Origin of the sequence: Morganella psychrotolerans (assembly GCF_965118875.1) — a bacterium.
GTDB classification, from domain to species: domain Bacteria; phylum Pseudomonadota; class Gammaproteobacteria; order Enterobacterales; family Enterobacteriaceae; genus Morganella; species Morganella psychrotolerans_C.
Window position 1 is genome coordinate 112,998 of the sequence record NZ_CBCPJD010000001.1, and the last position, 18,889, is coordinate 131,886.

Here is an 18,889-nt window from a genome sequence, read left to right on the forward strand (position 1 = left end):
ATGACGTCACTTCGTCTTTTTATTTCTGATTCTTATGATCCGTGGTTTAACCTTGCTGTTGAAGAGTGTATTTTCCGGCAAATGCCTGCGGATCAGCGTGTTCTTTTTCTATGGCGCAATAATGACACCGTGGTTATCGGACGGGCGCAAAATCCGTGGAAAGAGTGCAATACCCGTAAAATGGATGCTGATAACATTAAATTAGCCCGGCGCAGCAGTGGCGGTGGTGCTGTATTTCATGATCTAGGTAATACCAATTTTACCTTTATGGCGGGAAAACCGGAATATGATAAAACGGTTTCCACCAATATTATTCTGGACGGATTATCCCGGCTGGGTATTTCAGTCTCTGCATCCGGGCGTAACGATTTAGTGGTTGAAACTGCTGACGGGGAACGGAAAATTTCCGGTTCAGCGTATCGCGAGACAAAAGATCGTGGTTTTCATCATGGCACGGTATTAATTAATGCCGATCTGAGCAGACTGGCTGATTATCTGAATCCGGATCCGAAAAAATTACAGGCAAAAGGTATTACATCAGTTCGTTCGCGTGTGACCAATCTGGCTGAAATATTACCCGGTATCGACCATGACCAGGTATGCGATGCCATTAAAGCGGCATTTTTTGGTTATTACGGTGAAAAAGCGGAGGCCGAACTAATTTCCCCGCAGTCACTGCCGGACTTACCCGGTTTCGCGGAAACATTTGCGAAACAAAGCAGTTGGGAATGGAATTTCGGTAATGCCCCGGCGTTCAGTCACTTACTGGATACCCGCTTTAAGTGGGGCGGAATTGAGCTGCATTTTGATGTGGAACGCGGCATCATTACCCGTGCTCAGCTTTTTACGGACAGTCTTGACCCCGCACCGTTAGAGGAATTCGCGGCATTACTGACCGCTGTGCGGTACAGCTCAGATGCTGTCAGTGACATTCTGCCGGGATTATCGGCTCGTTATCCGCATATGACGGATGAATTACAGCAGTTAAATGATTGGCTGAAAACAGAACTGCAATAAAAATATCCCCGTTTGTCGCTCAGTAGTGGACGGGGATATTTTCAGTCTTTCAGAATGCGCTGCAATCCATAAAACGTTTCGTTTCCGGCAACTGACCATTATCCCGGAATTTTGCCGGCGTAGTATTGAAATGCTTTTTAAAGATCCGGGTAAATGTTGCCTGTGAGCTGAAACCATACTGTAATGCGATATCCAGAATTGACATATTGTTGTCACGCAGGGACTTCGCTGCTTCCAGCAAGCGGCGTTTTCGGACGTACTCGCCTAACGTGCATCCTTTAATATCTTTAAAAATACGCTGAAGATGCCATTTTGAATAACCACTTTTATCCGCAATAGTATCGATTTTAATCCCTTCATTACGCTGTAACTGGGTTTCCAGCCATTTGATGATGTCGTTCACTACGCTCTCTGACATGTTTGCCTCCCAAAGCGGGCTTACAAAATAAATTTTGGTTATCGATATATCTTATTTAATCCTATTTTATGAATTTTCCAAGAAATGTGTAGGCAAATCGTGCCTTTCATGACTGATTCTCATTATCAGAACAATAGGCAAAACCAATCGCTGAATTCCTAGCAGATAGCACCAAATGTTACCAAAATAAATTCTTAAATCGATAGAATCTGCCAATTACAAATAAAATTCAGGATAGTTATGTCACAACAATTTCGTTTCCTTTTTAGCGCGATGGGGCGCTTTTTTTTATTGGCACTGATCATGGCAGCCAGTACCAGTTTACTTTTTATCGATATCCTTGTTCTGAAGAACGATTTAGGGGAAGACTCAGTGACAGAGATAGTTGCTGAGATAATGTTATTGGTGGTTGTTGTCTTATTTGCCCGCAAAGGTATCCGTGAGCCGGAGTACCGCGCCGGTTTTTTCCTGGTGGCAGGATTATTTGCCTGCATGTTAATCAGAGAGTTGGATCAGTTATTTGATTATATTGCTCATGGTGCATGGTTCTGGTTTGCGGCACCGCTGGCTGCAGCAGCAGTATTGTATGCATTGCTGCATCCCCGCACAGCAACCGGCGGGTTGTACCAATTTGTTTCTCACCGCAGCTACGGCATGATGGTGACCGGTTTACTTATTGTTCTGGTCTTTTCCCGGTTGTTTGGCATGGGGATATTATGGCGCAGTATGATGGGTGATGATTTTAACCGGCTGGCAAAGAACCTGGCAGAAGAAGGCTGTGAACTGCTCGGGTATACTCTCTGCCTGCTTTCTGCCGTTATTTTTTACCGGCCGCCGGACGCTCCGGCAAAAAATACCGGTGCGGACTAAAATTTAAGGATTAAGGAATACTCCGGGCTTGCCGGTGACCGGATGTTTGTCCGTCACCAGTGCGGCTTTATAAACCGCTGTAAGCAACGGGGTGTTCAGTACTTCCTCCGGCTTACCCTGTGCGGCAATAGTGCCGTTATGCAGCAAAATAATACGGTCTGCATAGAGCGATGCCAGGTTCAGATCATGCAGAATGCAGCAGACAGCCAGCGGGCTGTTTGTTGTCTGCTGTTTCAGCATCCGCAGCAGCGATTGCTGGTGATAGAGATCCAGTGCGGCGGTGGGCTCATCCAGAAAAAGCAGACAGGCTCTGTGTGATGTATCACCTAATTGCATCAGTGCCCGCGCCAGATGGACCCGTTGTTGTTCACCACCGGAAAGCGTATGCCAGCGCCGGGCCAGTAAAGGCTCACAGGCAGTTAGTTTGATTACGTTCTTTAATACATGCGGTTTCTGCGATAAACATCCCAGGGTAATGATATCCTTTACCGGATACGGGACGGAAATCCGGGTATGCTGTGTCATGACGGCACGGATGTGTGCCAGCGCGCCAGCTGACCATGCCTGTAATGGTTTATTCCGGAGAGTAATCTGCCCGGTATCAGCGGTATGATAGCCGCTGAGTAACCGCAGCAGTGTCGATTTTCCGGCACCATTCGGCCCGATAATCGCGGTCATTTCTCCGCAGTTCAGTGTTAATGAAATATCCCGGATAAGATAGCGTTTCCCGCAGGTAAAACTGATATTACGTGCAGTGAGCAGCGGGGCAGAAAGGTCATCCGTATTTTCACACATATTATTCTTTCACCGAAAAAATCAGCCACAGAAAGTAAGGCGCACCCAGCAACCCTGTCAACAGCCCGACAGGGATTTCAGCCGGCATCACCAGTGTCCGCGCAAGTGTGTCTGACAACAGAAGCAGCAGCGCACCGCCAATCGCCGAGGTGAGCAGCAGCAGATAGTGATGATAACCAAACATCATCCGCATCAGGTGAGGGATAACCAGTCCGATAAAACCAATTACACCGCACAGGGCAACCGCAATACCTGCCAGGAAAGCACTGAGCAGCAATACCCGCCGTTGTGTCTGCCGGGTATTAATACCGGCATAATGCGCCTCTTCTTCACCAAGCTGGATAAGATCCAGTGAACGCGACAACCGCAGGGCGATATAAAAGACGGGTATTGACATTATTAATGCGGGCAACAGCAATGACCAACTGATATGTCCGGTGGCACCCGTCATCCAGAGAGAAAACTGGCGCAGTTGTTGATCATCACTTATGTAATTAAGCATCCCGACAAATGACATACCGATAGCATTGATGGCAATACCGCACAGCAGCAGCCTGAGCAGGGGCTGCCGCTGCCGGTTGAGCATAAAGATAAAGCCGGTAACACAGAGTGCGCCGGCGAAAGCCATAAAAACCGGCAGATACATAGCGGTATAACCGGACAGATGTGGTGCAATAAAAATAATACCGAGAGCCACCATTACTGCGGCACCACTGCTTATGCCTAACAAACCGGGGTCAGCCAGCGGATTACGGAACAGTCCTTGCAGCAGTACCCCGGCGGTTGCCAGTGCAGCACCGGTTAATATTGCCAGTACAACGCGTGGCAGGCGGACAGAAAGCCAGATTTGCCAGAGCTGCGGGGTTATCTCTCCCCGCAGAAAAGTATGTAATGAAACCGGTAACCCACCGGTATTCATGGCAGTAAAGGTCATGGACAGCAGCAAAAATAACAGAAAAGCGCCGCGCAGCCGGTAACGGGATTGCTGGTTCATCGTGAGGCTGTCACCTCCATCGCCCGGCGCAACTGCTGCAATGTAGCGGGTGTCTGTAATCCGAAACCAAGAAAGCCCATGTCATCAACGACCAGAACTCTTTTCTGCTGTCCGGCAGGTGTCTGAGCCAGCCCGGGAAGTTGCCACAATGCCTCTGTGTTGTCCGGTGAAAGCAGTCCGCTGCGGGTGACCACAATAAGATCCGGCTGTGCGGATATCATGCCTTCAGCAGACAGCGGACGGTAGCGCTGAAATGTGGTGACAGCATTTTGTCCACCGGCTGCGCGGATAATGCCGTCTGCGGCAGTGTTCTGACCCGCTGCCAATGGTGCGGTTCCGCTGTGATTGAGCAGGAACAGTACTTTTACCGGTAAGGGGGTTTGTTTAACGGCATCAAGTTGATTACGTATTTTTTCAATGAGAGGTTCGGCCTCGGTTTGCAATGCCAGTGCATCGGCAATCTGACTGATTTTTGTGGTGATCGCACTCAGACCTGGTGTGGCACTGATTGTTATCACGGATACGCCGGCAGCACTTACCTGCTTCAGGACCGCGGAGGGATAAGCCAGTTCGCTGGCGAGAACCAGTGATGGCTGTAATGAAAGCAGTCCCTCGGTATTCAGAAGGCGAAAATAACCGACATCCGGCAGTTGCTTCACTTCCGGCGGGTGTTCACTGGTCGTATCGCGGGCGATAACCCGGTCTCCGGCACCGAGTGCGAAAACAATCTCTGTCACATCACCGCCGAGAGTGATTATGCGGCGATGTTCGCTTAACGCGGAAGAACAGGTAAATAACAGAATAAGCAGAAGGAGAGATCTCATGCGGCGGCCTCATCATCCGGTGTGTCTGACAGTTCAGCCAACAGGACGTTTATCTGTGTCCGCCACACTTCCTGTTCCGGCTCACCTTCAGTACGTTGTCCGAACAACTGAGCAATCTGCTGACCCTCTGCATCAAACAGCTCCAGACTGGTGACAATGCCATCTTTTGTGGGTTTACGGGTTACCCATGATTCCGCAATGGCTGACTCGACCAGATGAAGGGTAAAGCCAGGATTGAAAATATTGAGCCAGCGCTGTTCGTTCTGCGGGCTTAGATAAGGTTCTGTACGGGCAACGGAACCGGTAAAAATCTGCACACAGCCCCGGTTGGCGACAAACACCATAATCTCATTCTGTTGTGCCGAACAAAGAGTCAGTATGCGGGATAGTGCATTATTATCCACGCGCTGAGCCAGTGTGTTGCCGGCATACCGGAATGCCTGTAACCGGCTGATATTGAATTTTTTCAGCAAAATAAAAAACTGATGAACATCCGTCATTTTCTGCCAGTCGCGGGTAAATTTTTCCTGTTGTTCAGGTGTCAGTGTCGGGTGAGCGGAAACCGGCAGTGGTTCCGGAGAGAGAGACGGGTTATCGGTGGTAAGGAATTGTTCAGTTACCTGGTGCCAGACGTTCATATTTGTGGCGGGTGTAGTATAAATTTTATGAACGGCGTCACCATGACTATCAAAAAACTGGATGCTGTGGCGCAGACCGTGTGCTGTTTTTTCTTCAAAAGCAAACACCGTTTTCCACTGCGACAGGAAAAACCGCAAATCCAGCCCGTAAGGTTTGAGCAGCAGGCAGGCATGCTCACCAAATCGGGCATTTTCATAGGTGCCGAGATGTTCATGAACGGCATAGTTGTTGCGCGTCAGCCCCTTTAATTCTCCGGCGGCGGCAAGTGCCGGGAAGATTGCCGGGATATCAGGTGTCAGCCGGTGTGTGTCAAAACCGGTGCGGCAATGTGCCAGTTCTGCTTCTGATATACCCATGAGTGTGGCAATGTCGCGGGCGTGGATAACGGTTCCCTGTTCTTTCAGGGCAAGATAACGGGTGAGCTGTTCACTGTGCATGGCAGATCCTTACTGTTTTTATATCAACATGGATTGATATATATGTTGTTTCGGAGTGAACATCATGGTGCGAAAAGCCGCAGCAGCAGATGCAAACTCTGTGTATGAGTGTCACACAATAAAGTCAGCTGGCTGCCCGGAAGGAGTGGGTGGCTTGCAGAGGTATTACTTTGTCAGGATCAGTTTTCCGTTTTTTGTCTGACGGAGATGATATTCCTCGTTCTGATGCTGAATAATAATGCGTTTTTGCGGACCCAGGAGTACCCGGCTGCTGATCACCGCAATGCTGTTTTTCCGTGTTGCCGGATGGTCGTGCCCCGTAACGCTTAATTTCTTAGCGTCAGAATTACTTTCTGCCATAATTATTTTATTTGATATCAATTATCATTCGCAAATAGTATTAACAGGGAAGAGGATGAGTTCAAGTGATTTTTATCTGTGGTGCGGACTTTGGTAAAAAAAGCGAGCGGGATCTCAACTTTATTACGGCTGAATGATAACTGCGGATGATGAATAAAAAACAGGATGCCCGGGGCATCCTGTTTTTTTTGTAGCAGCCCGGAACGGCTCAGGCAAAACGGGCATCAGCGGCATCCGCCAGGATATCCAGCAGTGTCACGGTATCAGCCCAGCTCAGGCATGGGTCCGTTATTGATTGTCCGTAAACCGGTGCCTTGTTGTTGACAAGCTTCTGTGTGCCTTCCTGAATAAAACTCTCTGCCATCACACCGGCAATCGCGCGGGAGCCATCTTTAATCTGCTGTGATACATCACGGGCGACATCTAACTGACGGCGGTGAATTTTCTGGCAGTTGCCATGGCTGAAATCAATGATCAGGTGTTCCGGCAAATCAAACTGGCGGAGCTGGTCACAGGCACAGGCGATATCGCCTGCGGCGTAGTTAGGCGTTTTACCCCCACGCATAATAATGTGACCGAACGGATTTCCCTGAGTCTGGTAAATCGTCATCTGCCCCTCTTTATCAGGGGATAAAAACATGTGTCCGGCCTGTGCGGCGCGGATAGCATCAATGGCAATTTTAATATTGCCGTCGGTGCCGTTTTTAAAGCCCACCGGGCAGGAGAGCGCGGAGGCCATTTCCCGGTGGATCTGGCTTTCTGTCGTGCGTGCGCCGATAGCGCCCCAGCTGATAAGGTCTGCGATATATTGCCCGGTGACCATATCGAGAAACTCGGTGGCGGTCGGAACATTCAGCGCATTAACATCAATAAGCAGTTTGCGTGCCAGGCGGATCCCGTCATTGACCCGGCAGGAGTTATCCAGGTGCGGATCAGAGATTAAGCCTTTCCAGCCGATAACAGTGCGGGGTTTTTCAAAGTAGGTGCGCATGACAATTTCCAGCCGGGACTGGTATTTTGGCAGCAATTCACTCAGGCGCTGTGCATAATCCAGCGCGGCGATGGTGTCATGAACGGAGCAGGGGCCGATAATAACCAGTAAACGCGGGTCATCACCGGTAAGAATGCGTTCAATTCGGGTACGTGACGTTGTCACATTTTTATTTATTGTGTCGGTGACCGGGAACTCTCCGGCCAGCGCTGACGGGGTGATCAGCTTATCTACCGCCCGTGTGCGCAATTCATCCGTTTTTTCCATAAGTAAATACTGTCTCTGAAATCGGTCTGTTGCTGTGTGTAACCACAGTGATACTGATCACAATAAACGAAATCAGGATGATTACAAGACGGAATTTCACAAAGTGGATCACGCTGAGTTGTGATCCACTTAACCGTTTCCGCCGGCCTGTTCTTCTGACCCGTTGCATCTGAAACCACGACATTAAAACATGCGGCGGTTTAAGCCTAATGAGTCAATAATTTTGGTGGAAATTTCCTCAACAGAGTAATTGGTGGTGTTGAGGTAGCTGATTTTATGTTTGCGGTACAGGGCTTCCACTTCGGCGAGTTCCATACGGCACTGGCGGATAGACGCATAGCGGCTGTTTTCGCGGCGCTCTTCACGGATAGCAGAAAGGCGTTCAGGATCGATAGTTAATCCGAATAATTTATGGTTATGCGGTTTGAGTGCTGCCGGTAACTGAAGGTTATCCATATCATCGGCGGTAAACGGATAGTTCGCCGCCTGAATACCAAACTGCATCGCGAGATAGAGGCTGGTCGGTGTTTTACCGCAGCGGGAAACGCCGAGCAAAATTACCTGCGCCTGATCCATATTGCGCAGAGACACGCCGTCATCATGCGCCAGCGCAAAATCAATCGCAGCGATGCGGGCATCGTACTGGCTCAGATTGCGTTTGGATAATCCGTGCGTCCGGTTAAAAATCGGCTGCGGGTCCATCTGAATCTCTTTTTGTATCGGCGCGACCAGTGTTTGCACTATATCCTGGCAACAGCCTTTACTGGCGGTGATCGCCTCGCGGACATCCTGACAAATTATGGAGTAGAACACCAGCGGGCGTAACCCGGTAGTGTCATAAATGGTATCAATTTTTTGTCTGATTTCCAATGCGCGGTCAACGGTTGCCACAAACGGCAACGTATACGCGATGATATCAATCGGGAACTGTGACAGCACGGCATGACCTAATACTTCCGCCGTAATGGCTGTTCCGTCAGAAATAAAGAAAACACTCCGTGTCTCTTTATTTTGTGTATCAGAAGATGAGCCGGTTGTGATAGACATGTTATTTATTTTCCTATGTTTTTTGCTGAATCGATAATCCGGAGCAACGGCACAAATAAATTCAAACCTGATTATAAAGGATAAAAAAATATTGTAATCGGGTTGATCGATTCACCTGTCTATATTCACCTGAACATTGTGATAATCTGTTTCTGATGCTCAACAGAGCGCTGTATTTCCGACTTTACCTTCTTTTGAATGTTAAAAGGATTGCTTGCAATGTCCAACAATGGTCAGACTCCGTGTAATGTACTTTGGTATAACCAGTTAGGTATGAATGACGTACCCCGTGTCGGTGGTAAAAATGCGTCTTTAGGGGAAATGATAACCAATCTTTCCGGGTTAGGTGTGTCTGTTCCCAATGGTTTTGCCACCACGGCACAGGCCTTTAATGACTTTCTCGAGCAAAGTGGTGTTAACCAGCGTATCTATGAATTGCTGGATAAAACGGATGTTGATGATGTGAATCAACTGGCGAAAGCGGGTGCTCAAATCCGCGGATGGGTGATTGATACCCCGTTCTCCGCCGCGTTTGAAGATGACATTCGTCAGGCTTATGAGCAACTGTCTGAAGGGGAAAAAGGGGCGACATTTGCGGTGCGTTCATCTGCCACCGCCGAAGATATGCCGGATGCCTCATTTGCCGGACAGCAGGAAACCTTTTTAAACGTGCAGGGTATGGATGCCATTATGGTGGCAATCAAGCACGTTTTTGCCTCACTGTTTAATGACCGCGCGATTTCATATCGTGTTCACCAGGGCTATGATCACCGCGGTGTTGCACTGTCTGCGGGTATTCAGCGTATGGTGCGTTCAGATCTTGCGTCATCGGGTGTGATGTTTACTATCGATACCGAATCCGGTTTTGATCAGGTTGTCTTTATTACCTCCGCTTACGGGCTGGGTGAAATGGTGGTTCAGGGTGCGGTTAACCCGGATGAGTTTTATGTCCATAAACCAACCCTGGAAAAAGGTCGTCCCGCTATTGTGCGCCGCACAATGGGATCGAAAAAGATTCAGATGGTGTATGCCGATGATAAAAGTCACGGCAAACAGGTCCGTATCGAAGATGTTGCGGCTGAGAAATGCAGGCGCTTCTCACTGACAGACAGTGAAACCGAAGAGCTGGCAAGACAAGCGGTGACGATCGAGAAGCACTACGGCCGTCCGATGGATATAGAATGGGCGAAAGACGGGAACAACGGTAAGTTATATATCGTTCAGGCGCGTCCGGAAACAGTACGTTCCAACCAACAGGTAATGGAACGTTATCAGCTGAACGGTCAGAGTGATGTGCTGGTGGAAGGCCGTGCTATCGGTCATCGTATCGGTGCCGGTAAGGTTAAAGTTATTCATGACCTCAGCCAGATGGACAGAATTCAGCCCGGTGATGTGTTAGTCACTGACATGACGGATCCTGACTGGGAACCTATCATGAAAAAAGCGGCGGCGATTGTGACCAATCGTGGCGGGCGCACCTGTCATGCGGCGATTATTGCCCGTGAACTGGGTATTCCGGCTGTTGTCGGTTGTGGTGATGCCACCGAACTGCTGAAAGAAGGTCAGGCCGTTACTGTCTCCTGTGCTGAAGGGGACACCGGTTATGTCTACAGCGGAGAACTGGATTTTGCTATCCACGCGTCTGAAATAGATAAAATGCCGGAAGTGGGCACAAAAATCATGATGAACGTCGGTAACCCTGACCGTGCATTTGATTTTGCCTGTCTGCCGAATGAAGGTGTGGGTCTTGCCCGCCTGGAGTTTATTATCAACCGTATGATTGGCGTGCATCCGCGTGCACTGCTGGAGTTTGATAAACAAACCCCTGAATTACAGGCAGAAATTCGCAGTATGATGGCGGGATATGATGATCCGGTTGAGTTTTATATCGGTCGTCTGACAGAAGGGATCGCGACACTTGCAGCGGCATTCTATCCGAAGAAAGTGATTGTGCGTCTGTCTGATTTTAAATCCAATGAATATGCAAACCTGGTTGGCGGGGATATCTACGAGCCGGATGAAGAGAACCCGATGCTGGGCTTCCGTGGTGCCGGTCGTTATGTTCATGACAGCTTCCGTGACTGTTTTGCGCTGGAGTGTGAAGCGGTAAAACGCGTGCGTAATGAGATGGATCTGACTAACGTGGAAGTGATGATCCCGTTTGTCCGTACTGTTGCTCAGGCAGAAGCGGTTGTGAAGGAACTGGAAGCACGTGGTCTGAAACGCGGCGAGAATGGTCTTCGCCTGATTATGATGTGTGAAATCCCGTCGAATGCTCTGCTGGCTGACCAGTTCCTTGAGTTCTTTGACGGCTTCTCTATCGGTTCAAACGACATGACGCAACTGACACTGGGGCTGGATCGCGATTCCGGTGTGGTGTCTGAACTCTTTGATGAACGTAATGATGCTGTGAAAGCACTGTTATCTATGGCTATCAGGGCGGCAAAATCACATAACAAATATGTGGGGATCTGTGGGCAGGGCCCGTCAGATCATCAGGATTTTGCGCAATGGTTGCTGGAAGAGGGGATCGACAGTGTATCGCTTAATCCGGATACTGTTGTGAAAACCTGGGTTGCATTAGCAGAAAATAATTAATAGCATCATTTAAAATGCTCAGAAGCCCGAATTAATTCGGGCTTTTTTTTATAATCAAATATTGCAACAGATGTGTTTTTTTACATGAATCAAACTGAAACCAAACTAAAACCAAATAAGAATACCGGAATTACAGGCAAAAAAAAGCCTATCATGGGCTGACAGGCAAAGACTACACACAGCAATATTTTGTATTCAGAAGATACCGTTTTAATGAATAACGGAACCTTTTAATTCGTTACTTGATGACGGATATATTAAAATAATTAAGATATTCCTGCATTAAGAATTGTCTCAATATATAATTTACTAATTGTAAGATAAGTGAAATATATTCACAACGTCTGTCTGTATTTAGAATAAGTACTGACCCTGTATCTCAATGTATATTAATATTTCAAATTATTAATGTTAGTTATGAAACTTAATTGAATAATTAATTAAATATAACAAAGGTGCATTTCTGCACCTTTGATTAAAAACTTATTTTTTTTCTGAGAGTTGTTCTTCCATATACGCTCTGACCTCGGTTAAATCATCGGACGGACGTGGCACATCATTCATCCAGGCCTTCAGTAAGGTATAGGAAACGGCCAGCACCACAGGGCCGATAAAGAGTCCGATCATCCCGAGGGATAACATCCCGCCGATAACACCGGTCAGGATCAGTACCATCGGCAGGTCGGCTCCCATTTTTATCAGGAACGGGCGCAGCACGCCGTCCATTGTGGCTACCGCACCGGCCCAGATAATCATAATAATTGCCCATGTGGTATCACCGGTCCAGAACAGGAAAATAATGGACGGAACCATGATAAGCAGCGGGCCGAGTTGCGCCACGCAACAGATAAAAATCAGCACCGTCAGGATAGCGGCAAAAGGCACGCCGGCAAGTCCCAGTCCGATACCGCCGATAATAGCCTGAGTCAGCGCGGTAACCACGACGCCGAGTGCGACAGCACGGACAGACATTGCCGCCAGCAGTACAGCCGCATCACCGCGCATCCCGGCAAGACGGATGGCAAAATGGCGGAACCCGCGCACTGTCTCTTCTCCCTGAAGATATAACAGACCGCTGAACATCAGCATAATCACCAGATGGAACAGAAACTTACCGGCACTCAGCAATTGTGTCAGGAACCAGGCTGCACCCTGACCAAGGTAAGGCTGCACTTTTGCCATCATGGCATTGCCGCCGCTGGCAACAAGAGAGGACCAGTTGGCAAACAGTTTAGGTCCGATAACCGGGACAGAATCCAGCCAGTACAGTTCCGGCAGGGTCAGTTGTCCCGGTGATTTTACCCAGCGCATCAGTGGCTCACTATTTTCAACAATGCTGTTAATCAGTAACGCCAGCGGGAAGACGAATAAAAGAATAATCAGGATAACCATAATGCAGGCGGCAATCCAGCGGCTGTTGCGGACGCGGCGCTGGATCCGCTTAAAGACCGGCCAGGTTGCAATGACAATCATACCTGCCCAGACGAAGCCTAAAATAAACGGGCTTAATACCCAGAAACTAATAATAATGAGAATTGATATCGCGCCAATGGCGAATATTAATTTAGGTAAGTCATAACCAGGCTGCGATTTTTCCACAGATAAGTTTCCCTTTGTAAATGAAAAAGCTGTATGTTCCTAATAAAGTAGCGCGAATATTGCGTTATTTCAGGGAGCGCACAAAATGAATACATTGTGTGTTAAGGTGAATATTCACGCCTGAATTATGCATCAGAATGGCGTGTTAACAACATAATTATACTGTCGAATTCGCAATGTGACCATTTATGATAAAGAGCCGCAGATAATGATCCCTCGATTAACGCAATCTCCGCAGGTAAGCCCGGAAACCGGACGGTATATCATCGCCCTGAACGAAAGCGGATTTACCGGTGATACCACAACCCGTTATGGTGAGCGTCTGACGCTCGCCACGGACAACAGTATTTATCAGCTTCTGCCGCAGGCGATTGTGTTTCCGCGCTCAGTGGCGGATGTGATTTTAATCATGCGTATTGCTTCGCAGGATGAATTCCGCTCGGTTCAGTTTACCCCGCGCGGCGGCGGAACCGGCACCAATGGTCAGTCACTGAACAGCGGTGTGGTGATCGATTTATCCCGTTATATGAACCGTATCCTTGAAATTAACCCGGAGCAGGGTTGGGTGCGCGTTGAAGCAGGGGTGATTAAAGATCAGCTGAATGCCTACCTGAAGCCGTATGGTTACTTTTTTGCCCCGGAACTTTCCACATCAAACCGTGCCACTCTGGGCGGCATGATTAATACTGATGCGTCCGGGCAGGGCTCGCTGGTGTACGGCAAAACGTCCAATCATGTGCTGGGGCTGCGTTCGGTACTGATCAACGGCGAATTGCTGGATACGCAACCGGTTCCGGTCAGTGTGGCGCGGGCGTATGCAGAAGAGGATAGTGTGACCGGGCAGTTGTATCGCACCACACTGGATAGTTGCAAAGCAAACCGGCAGTTAATTCTGGACAGCTTTCCGAAACTGAACCGCTTTCTTACCGGGTATGACCTGCGCCATGTCTTCAGTGATGATTTACAGACATTTGATTTAACCCGCATTCTGACCGGATCGGAAGGAACACTGGCGGTTATCGCAGAAGCAAAACTGAACATCACGCCATTGCCGGCTGTACGCCGTCTGGTGAATGTCAAATATGATGCCTTTGACTCCGCATTGCGCAATGCTCCGTTTATGGTGGCGGCGCAGGCACTTTCTGTGGAAACCGTGGACTCAAAAGTGCTGAACCTGGCGCGGGAAGATATTGTCTGGCATTCCGTCAGTGAACTGGTTACGGATGTTCCGGATAAAATCATGCTCGGGCTGAATATTGTTGAATTTTGCGGCGATGACGTTGCGCTTATTGACGGGCAGGTTGCCGCCCTTTGTGAGCGCCTTGGCGGATTGATGGCAAATAATGAAGCGGGGGTGATTGGCTATCAGGTCTGTCAGGATCTGACCGGCATTGAGCGTATTTATGCAATGCGTAAAAAAGCGGTGGGATTACTGGGTAACAGTAAAGGCGCGGCAAAACCGATCCCGTTTGCGGAAGATACCTGTGTACCGCCGGAGTATCTGGCCGACTATATTACCGAATTCCGCGCCTTGCTGGACAGCCATCACCTTGAATACGGCATGTTCGGGCATGTGGATGCCGGCGTGTTGCATGTCCGTCCGGCACTGGATATGTGCTCGCCGGAGCAGGAAGTGCTGATGAAACAGATTTCCGATGAGATTGTGGGACTGACGGCAAAATATGGCGGATTGCTGTGGGGCGAGCACGGCAGGGGCTTTCGCGCGCAATATGGCGAGGCATTTTTCGGTGACACACTTTATAGAGAGCTGCGCCGGATAAAAGGCGCATTTGACCCGGAAAACCGGCTCAATCCCGGCAAAATTTGTACGCCATCAGACAGTGATGCACCGTTGGTGCAGGTGGATGCGGTAAAACGCGGCACCTATGACCGAACTATACCAATAGATGTGCGAAATGCATTTGCCGGGGCAATAAATTGCAACGGTAACGGATTATGCTTTAATTTTGATGTGAAAAGCCCGATGTGTCCGTCCATGAAAGTGACACAATCCCGCTTTCATTCCCCGAAAGGGCGCGCCACTCTGGTGAGAGAGTGGCTGCGTCTGCTGACAGAGCAGGGAACCTGCCCGGCGCTGTTAACGGGATCTGTCCCGCAAAGCCGTCTCTCTCTGCGCGGGCTGATAGAGAAAACCCGGCATACATGGAGGGCGTCGCGGGGAGAATATGATTTCTCCCACGAAGTGAAAGAGTCCATGTCTGGTTGTCTGGCGTGTAAAGCCTGTTCAACACAATGCCCGATTAAAATAGATGTGCCGGAATTCCGCGCCCGTTTCCTGGCGCTGTATCACGGGCGCTATCTGCGTCCGCTGCGCGACCATCTGGTTGCCAATGTTGAAAGCGGTGCGCCGCTGATGGCAAAAGCACCCCGCGTATTTAACTTTTTCCTGAAACAAGCCTGGGTGCAGACGCTCAGTGAAAAAACAGTCGGCATGACAGACCTGCCGCTGCTGTCTGCGCCGTCACTGAAACAACAGCTTGCGGGCAGCAAAGCTACATCCGTCACTCTCGAAGTACTGGAAAGCATGAGTGAAGGTGAGCGGCAGGCGGGGCGTTATCTCTTTATCGTACAAGACCCTTTCACCAGTTATTTTGATGCCAAAGTGGTGGCTGACTTTGCCGCACTGGCAGAAAAATTTGGTTTTCATCCGGTATTGTTGCCGTTCAGCCCGAACGGCAAAGCGCAGCATATTAAAGGATTTCTCGCCCGTTTTGCCCGTACCGCAACCCGGACGGCTGATTTTCTCAATCGTGTGGCGCGCCTCGGCTGCCCGATGGTGGGCGTTGATCCTGCGCTGGTGCTGTGTTACCGCGATGAATATAAAACGGTATTGTCTCCGGAGAAGCAGTTATTCCGCGTGATGCTGGTGCATGAGTGGCTGACTGAATATGCAGATCAGCTCCCTGACGTCGCAGTGGCAACAGATAGCCGTCCCTGGTATTTATTCAGTCACTGTACTGAATCGACAGCATTGCCGGACAGCGTCAATGCCTGGAAGGTGATTTTCAGCCGTTTCGGCGCGTCGCTGCAACCGGTCAGTGTCGGCTGTTGCGGTATGGCGGGGACTTACGGACATGAAATGCCGAATCTGGAACGCTCAAAAGGGATTTATCAGCTCTCCTGGGCGCAGCCGTATCAGACACTGGTATCAGAGCGCTGCCTCACCACCGGGTACTCCTGCCGCAGTCAGGTAAAGCGGATGGAAGGAAAAGTGATGCTGCATCCGTTGCAGGCACTGCTGACACTGGTGTCCTGAAGCTGGTATCCTGAAACCGGACAAACACGATAACCGGGGAGAGTTCTATGATATGGAAACGCGCCACCACACTGGCAGAGCTGAATCACATTGCGCAGGGAAATATGCTCAGTCATCTGGGGATTGAATTTACCGCGCTGGAGCCGGAACAGTTGATCGGCACAATGCCGGTTGACGAACGGACAAAGCAGCCGCACGGATTATTGCACGGCGGTGCGTCTGTGGTGCTGGCAGAAAGTCTCGGCTCAGTGGCCGGTTATCTGTGCAGTGAAGGAGATGAAACCGTGGTGGGAGTGGAGATTAATGCCAACCATGTGCGGGCGGTTCGCGCAGGACTGGTTACCGGTCACTGCAAAGCGATACATCTCGGGCGTAACCAGCAGGTCTGGTCGATAGAAATCTATGATGAACAACAAAAGTTGTGTTGTATATCCCGTCTGACTACGGCTATTTTGCATGGGCTGAAAAAGTAACATACATTCAACATTCAGCCGGTATTTCTTATTTTTTTTTTCGGAAATGATGAAATACCGGTTCCCGTCTGTAAAGCTGCATTTATAATGATCCTTTTGTGCGATAGATACTGTACTCATTGGTACTATAAAATACACACACAATAAAAATATTTTTAATCTTTATAACAACAGCTTAATCCACTTCCCACACGAAAATGATACACGTATTCACGCTGTTTTGCCTATTATTTATACTGATATCGGAATGCCCTTTCAAAGCAAGTGGTTGAAGTGGGAAACATTATCGTTAACATAGTGTTTACGGAGAGCTACCGTCGGCGAAAGCCGTAAATTTTATGAGGTCAATGATGACAACAAATACTGCAAACCCGGTGGAAACATTTTCACTGAATGACAATGACTGGACAGGGGTCACGCTGACGGCGGCCGCCGCAAAACAGATTGTGACACTGATGAATAACACACCGGACAGCATCGGGCTTTGCCTGGGTGTCAAGCAATCCGGGTGTGCCGGGTTTGGTTATGTTTTTGACATGATTAATCAGGCGGATGCGGGAGATATGCTGTTTGAGCGCGATGGTGCCCGGCTGTATGTTCCGCGCAAAGCGATGCCGTTTATTGACGGCACAGAAGTGGATTTTGTCCGTGAAGGGCTGAATCAGATATTTAAATTTAATAATCCGAAAGCACAACATGCCTGCGGGTGTGGTGAGAGCTTCGGGGTTTAAGAGCGAAGCCATATTATGTCTCAGAGCAATCCGGAAATGGGTGAAGAAGTTCAGACCTGGCTGAATGACGGGCGTTATAAAGAGGGCTTCTTCACCAACGTCGCCACCGATGAATTGGCGAAAGGAATAAATGAAAACGTTATCCGTGCGATTTCTGCCAAGCGAAATGAACCGGAGTGGATGCTGAATTTCCGCCTGGAAGCCTTTGAGCACTGGCTGGGCATGGAAGAGCCGCACTGGCTGAAAGCCAATTATCCTGATCTTGATTATCAGGATTACAGTTATTACTCCGCGCCATCCTGCGGATCCTGTGATGATACCTGCGGCTCTCAGCCGGGAGCAACCCAAAGCCCGGCAGGTAGTTTCCTGACCAGTGAAGTCGAAGATGCATTTGAAAAACTGGGGGTTCCGGTTCGTGAGGGGCAAGCGGTTGCGGTAGATGCAATTTTTGATTCCGTTTCAGTATCAACAACCTATCGTGATGAACTGAAACAGCACGGGGTAATTTTCTGCTCATTCGGGGAAGCGATTCATGATTATCCGGAACTGGTGCAGAAATACCTCGGCAGTGTGGTATCAAGTCACGATAACTTTTTTGCCGCACTGAATGCCGCTGTTGCCTCTGACGGCACCTTTGTGTATATCCCGAAAGGCGTGCGCTGCCCGATGGAACTGTCCACCTATTTCCGCATTAACGCGGCGAAAACCGGTCAGTTTGAGCGGACTATTCTGATTGCCGATGAAGGCAGTTACGTCAGTTATATCGAAGGTTGTTCAGCACCGGTACGGGATACTTATCAGCTGCATGCGGCAGTTGTTGAAGTGATTATCCTCAAAGATGCGGAAGTGAAATATTCCACTGTACAGAACTGGTTTGCCGGTGGCGAGACACAGGGCGGGATCCTCAATTTTGTGACCAAACGGGCACTGTGTGAGGGTGACAACTCGCGGATGTCCTGGACACAATCAGAAACCGGCTCGGCGATCACCTGGAAATACCCGAGTGTTATTCTCAAAGGGGATAATTCTGTCGGTGAATTTTTCTCTGTTGCCCTGACCAATGGTTCACAGCAGGCCGATACCGGGACAAAAATGATCCATATCGGGCGAAATACCAAATCCACCATAATTTCAAAAGGGATTTCTGCCGGGAAAAGCCAGAACAGCTATCGCGGGTTGGTAAAAATATTGCCGGGTGCGGAAAACGCCCGTAACTTTACCCAGTGTGATTCCATGCTTATCGGCACAGAGTGCGGCGCTCATACCTTTCCGTATGTGGAAGTGATGAATAACAGTGCGCATCTGGAGCATGAAGCGACCACCTCGCGCATTGGTGAAGATCAGCTGTTTTATTGTTTACAGCGCGGGATCAGTGAAGATGATGCGATCTCTATGATCGTGAATGGTTTTTGTAAAGACGTGTTCTCTGAATTACCACTGGAATTTGCCGTGGAAGCACAGAAGCTGCTGGCGATAAGCCTTGAGCACAGTGTGGGTTAATTACATCAGAATCAGCGCCCGCAGGCTAACCGGCGGGACGGAGTAGTACATT

Annotated in this window: 16 protein-coding genes; 7 read left to right on the plus strand and 9 right to left on the minus strand. The window is 49.2% G+C overall.

The window, feature by feature from the left end; translation table 11 throughout:
- On the plus strand, positions 1–1,017 hold the full coding sequence (locus ACMHKJ_RS00510) for a lipoate--protein ligase A (protein WP_413491540.1): 1,017 nt from the start codon (positions 1–3) through the stop codon (positions 1,015–1,017).
- A gap of 49 nt (positions 1,018–1,066) precedes the next feature.
- Here ACMHKJ_RS00510 and ACMHKJ_RS00515 read toward each other — a convergent pair whose 3' ends face one another.
- Complete coding sequence (locus ACMHKJ_RS00515) at positions 1,067–1,435, minus strand: helix-turn-helix domain-containing protein (RefSeq protein ID WP_413491541.1); 369 nt, start codon at positions 1,433–1,435, stop codon at positions 1,067–1,069.
- Between the two features lie 240 nt (positions 1,436–1,675).
- On the opposite strand from ACMHKJ_RS00515, the gene ACMHKJ_RS00520 reads away from it, so the two are divergent.
- Positions 1,676–2,305 (plus strand): hypothetical protein, encoded by a 630-nt coding sequence (locus ACMHKJ_RS00520; RefSeq protein ID WP_413491542.1) that lies wholly within the window; start codon positions 1,676–1,678, stop codon positions 2,303–2,305.
- A gap of 3 nt (positions 2,306–2,308) precedes the next feature.
- On the opposite strand, the gene ACMHKJ_RS00525 is transcribed toward ACMHKJ_RS00520, so the two are convergent.
- The 7 genes from ACMHKJ_RS00525 to ppsR all read right to left on the minus strand — a co-directional run bounded on the left by ACMHKJ_RS00525 (position 2,309) and on the right by ppsR (position 8,659).
- Positions 2,309–3,100 carry a heme ABC transporter ATP-binding protein gene (locus tag ACMHKJ_RS00525; protein WP_413491543.1) on the minus strand — a complete coding sequence of 264 codons (792 nt, stop codon included), beginning with the start codon at positions 3,098–3,100 and terminating at the stop codon, positions 2,309–2,311.
- A 1-nt stretch (position 3,101) separates the two neighbouring features.
- Positions 3,102–4,094 (minus strand): FecCD family ABC transporter permease, encoded by a 993-nt coding sequence (locus ACMHKJ_RS00530; RefSeq protein ID WP_413491544.1) that lies wholly within the window; start codon positions 4,092–4,094, stop codon positions 3,102–3,104.
- On the minus strand, positions 4,091–4,918 hold the full coding sequence (locus ACMHKJ_RS00535; RefSeq protein ID WP_413491545.1) for a heme/hemin ABC transporter substrate-binding protein: 828 nt from the start codon (positions 4,916–4,918) through the stop codon (positions 4,091–4,093). Before ACMHKJ_RS00535 ends, ACMHKJ_RS00530 begins: the two co-directional genes overlap by 4 nt.
- On the minus strand, positions 4,915–5,994 hold the full coding sequence (locus tag ACMHKJ_RS00540; RefSeq protein WP_413491546.1) for a hemin-degrading factor: 1,080 nt from the start codon (positions 5,992–5,994) through the stop codon (positions 4,915–4,917). The genes ACMHKJ_RS00535 and ACMHKJ_RS00540 overlap by 4 nt, the downstream gene beginning before the upstream one ends.
- A 165-nt stretch (positions 5,995–6,159) precedes the next feature.
- A complete protein-coding gene (gene hemP / locus ACMHKJ_RS00545; protein ID WP_413491547.1) occupies positions 6,160–6,354 on the minus strand; it encodes a hemin uptake protein HemP in 195 nt (64 codons plus the stop codon).
- Between the two features lie 208 nt (positions 6,355–6,562).
- Entirely contained in the window at positions 6,563–7,612 is a 1,050-nt protein-coding gene (locus ACMHKJ_RS00550) for a 3-deoxy-7-phosphoheptulonate synthase (protein WP_413491548.1), read from the minus strand.
- A gap of 183 nt (positions 7,613–7,795) precedes the next feature.
- A complete protein-coding gene (gene ppsR / locus ACMHKJ_RS00555; RefSeq protein WP_413491549.1) occupies positions 7,796–8,659 on the minus strand; it encodes a posphoenolpyruvate synthetase regulatory kinase/phosphorylase PpsR in 864 nt (287 codons plus the stop codon).
- Between the two features lie 219 nt (positions 8,660–8,878).
- Between ppsR and ppsA the strand changes: the two genes are divergently transcribed.
- Positions 8,879–11,257: a phosphoenolpyruvate synthase gene (ppsA, locus tag ACMHKJ_RS00560; RefSeq protein WP_413491550.1), complete on the plus strand. Its 2,379-nt coding sequence runs from the start codon at positions 8,879–8,881 to the stop codon at positions 11,255–11,257.
- Between the two features lie 483 nt (positions 11,258–11,740).
- Here ppsA and ydiK read toward each other — a convergent pair whose 3' ends face one another.
- Positions 11,741–12,856 (minus strand): AI-2E family transporter YdiK, encoded by a 1,116-nt coding sequence (gene ydiK / locus ACMHKJ_RS00565; protein WP_413491551.1) that lies wholly within the window; start codon positions 12,854–12,856, stop codon positions 11,741–11,743.
- A 208-nt stretch (positions 12,857–13,064) separates the two neighbouring features.
- Here ydiK and ydiJ point away from each other — a divergent pair, with 208 nt between their 5' ends.
- The 4 genes from ydiJ to sufB all read left to right on the plus strand — a co-directional run bounded on the left by ydiJ (position 13,065) and on the right by sufB (position 18,837).
- A complete protein-coding gene (gene ydiJ, locus ACMHKJ_RS00570; protein ID WP_413491552.1) occupies positions 13,065–16,133 on the plus strand; it encodes a D-2-hydroxyglutarate dehydrogenase YdiJ in 3,069 nt (1,022 codons plus the stop codon).
- 47 nt (positions 16,134–16,180) lie between these two features.
- Positions 16,181–16,606: a hotdog fold thioesterase gene (locus ACMHKJ_RS00575; protein ID WP_413491553.1), complete on the plus strand. Its 426-nt coding sequence runs from the start codon at positions 16,181–16,183 to the stop codon at positions 16,604–16,606.
- A 350-nt stretch (positions 16,607–16,956) separates the two neighbouring features.
- Entirely contained in the window at positions 16,957–17,337 is a 381-nt protein-coding gene (sufA, locus tag ACMHKJ_RS00580) for a Fe-S cluster assembly scaffold SufA (RefSeq protein ID WP_067364760.1), read from the plus strand.
- 15 nt (positions 17,338–17,352) lie between these two features.
- Positions 17,353–18,837, plus strand: coding sequence for a Fe-S cluster assembly protein SufB (gene sufB / locus ACMHKJ_RS00585; protein WP_413491554.1), 1,485 nt, complete (start codon positions 17,353–17,355; stop codon positions 18,835–18,837).
- Positions 18,838–18,889: the final 52 nt, after the last annotated feature.

Coding starts and splice junctions, on each gene's coding strand:
- ACMHKJ_RS00510 (WP_413491540.1), top strand. CDS start 1: ATGACGTCACTTCGTCTTTTTATTTCTGATTCTTATGATCCGTGGTTT.
- ACMHKJ_RS00515 (WP_413491541.1), bottom strand. CDS start 1,435: ATGTCAGAGAGCGTAGTGAACGACATCATCAAATGGCTGGAAACCCAG.
- ACMHKJ_RS00520 (WP_413491542.1), top strand. CDS start 1,676: ATGTCACAACAATTTCGTTTCCTTTTTAGCGCGATGGGGCGCTTTTTT.
- ACMHKJ_RS00525 (WP_413491543.1), bottom strand. CDS start 3,100: ATGTGTGAAAATACGGATGACCTTTCTGCCCCGCTGCTCACTGCACGT.
- ACMHKJ_RS00530 (WP_413491544.1), bottom strand. CDS start 4,094: ATGAACCAGCAATCCCGTTACCGGCTGCGCGGCGCTTTTCTGTTATTT.
- ACMHKJ_RS00535 (WP_413491545.1), bottom strand. CDS start 4,918: ATGAGATCTCTCCTTCTGCTTATTCTGTTATTTACCTGTTCTTCCGCG.
- ACMHKJ_RS00540 (WP_413491546.1), bottom strand. CDS start 5,994: ATGCACAGTGAACAGCTCACCCGTTATCTTGCCCTGAAAGAACAGGGA.
- hemP (WP_413491547.1), bottom strand. CDS start 6,354: ATGGCAGAAAGTAATTCTGACGCTAAGAAATTAAGCGTTACGGGGCAC.
- ACMHKJ_RS00550 (WP_413491548.1), bottom strand. CDS start 7,612: ATGGAAAAAACGGATGAATTGCGCACACGGGCGGTAGATAAGCTGATC.
- ppsR (WP_413491549.1), bottom strand. CDS start 8,659: ATGTCTATCACAACCGGCTCATCTTCTGATACACAAAATAAAGAGACA.
- ppsA (WP_413491550.1), top strand. CDS start 8,879: ATGTCCAACAATGGTCAGACTCCGTGTAATGTACTTTGGTATAACCAG.
- ydiJ (WP_413491552.1), top strand. CDS start 13,065: ATGATCCCTCGATTAACGCAATCTCCGCAGGTAAGCCCGGAAACCGGA.
- ACMHKJ_RS00575 (WP_413491553.1), top strand. CDS start 16,181: ATGATATGGAAACGCGCCACCACACTGGCAGAGCTGAATCACATTGCG.
- sufA (WP_067364760.1), top strand. CDS start 16,957: ATGACAACAAATACTGCAAACCCGGTGGAAACATTTTCACTGAATGAC.
- sufB (WP_413491554.1), top strand. CDS start 17,353: ATGTCTCAGAGCAATCCGGAAATGGGTGAAGAAGTTCAGACCTGGCTG.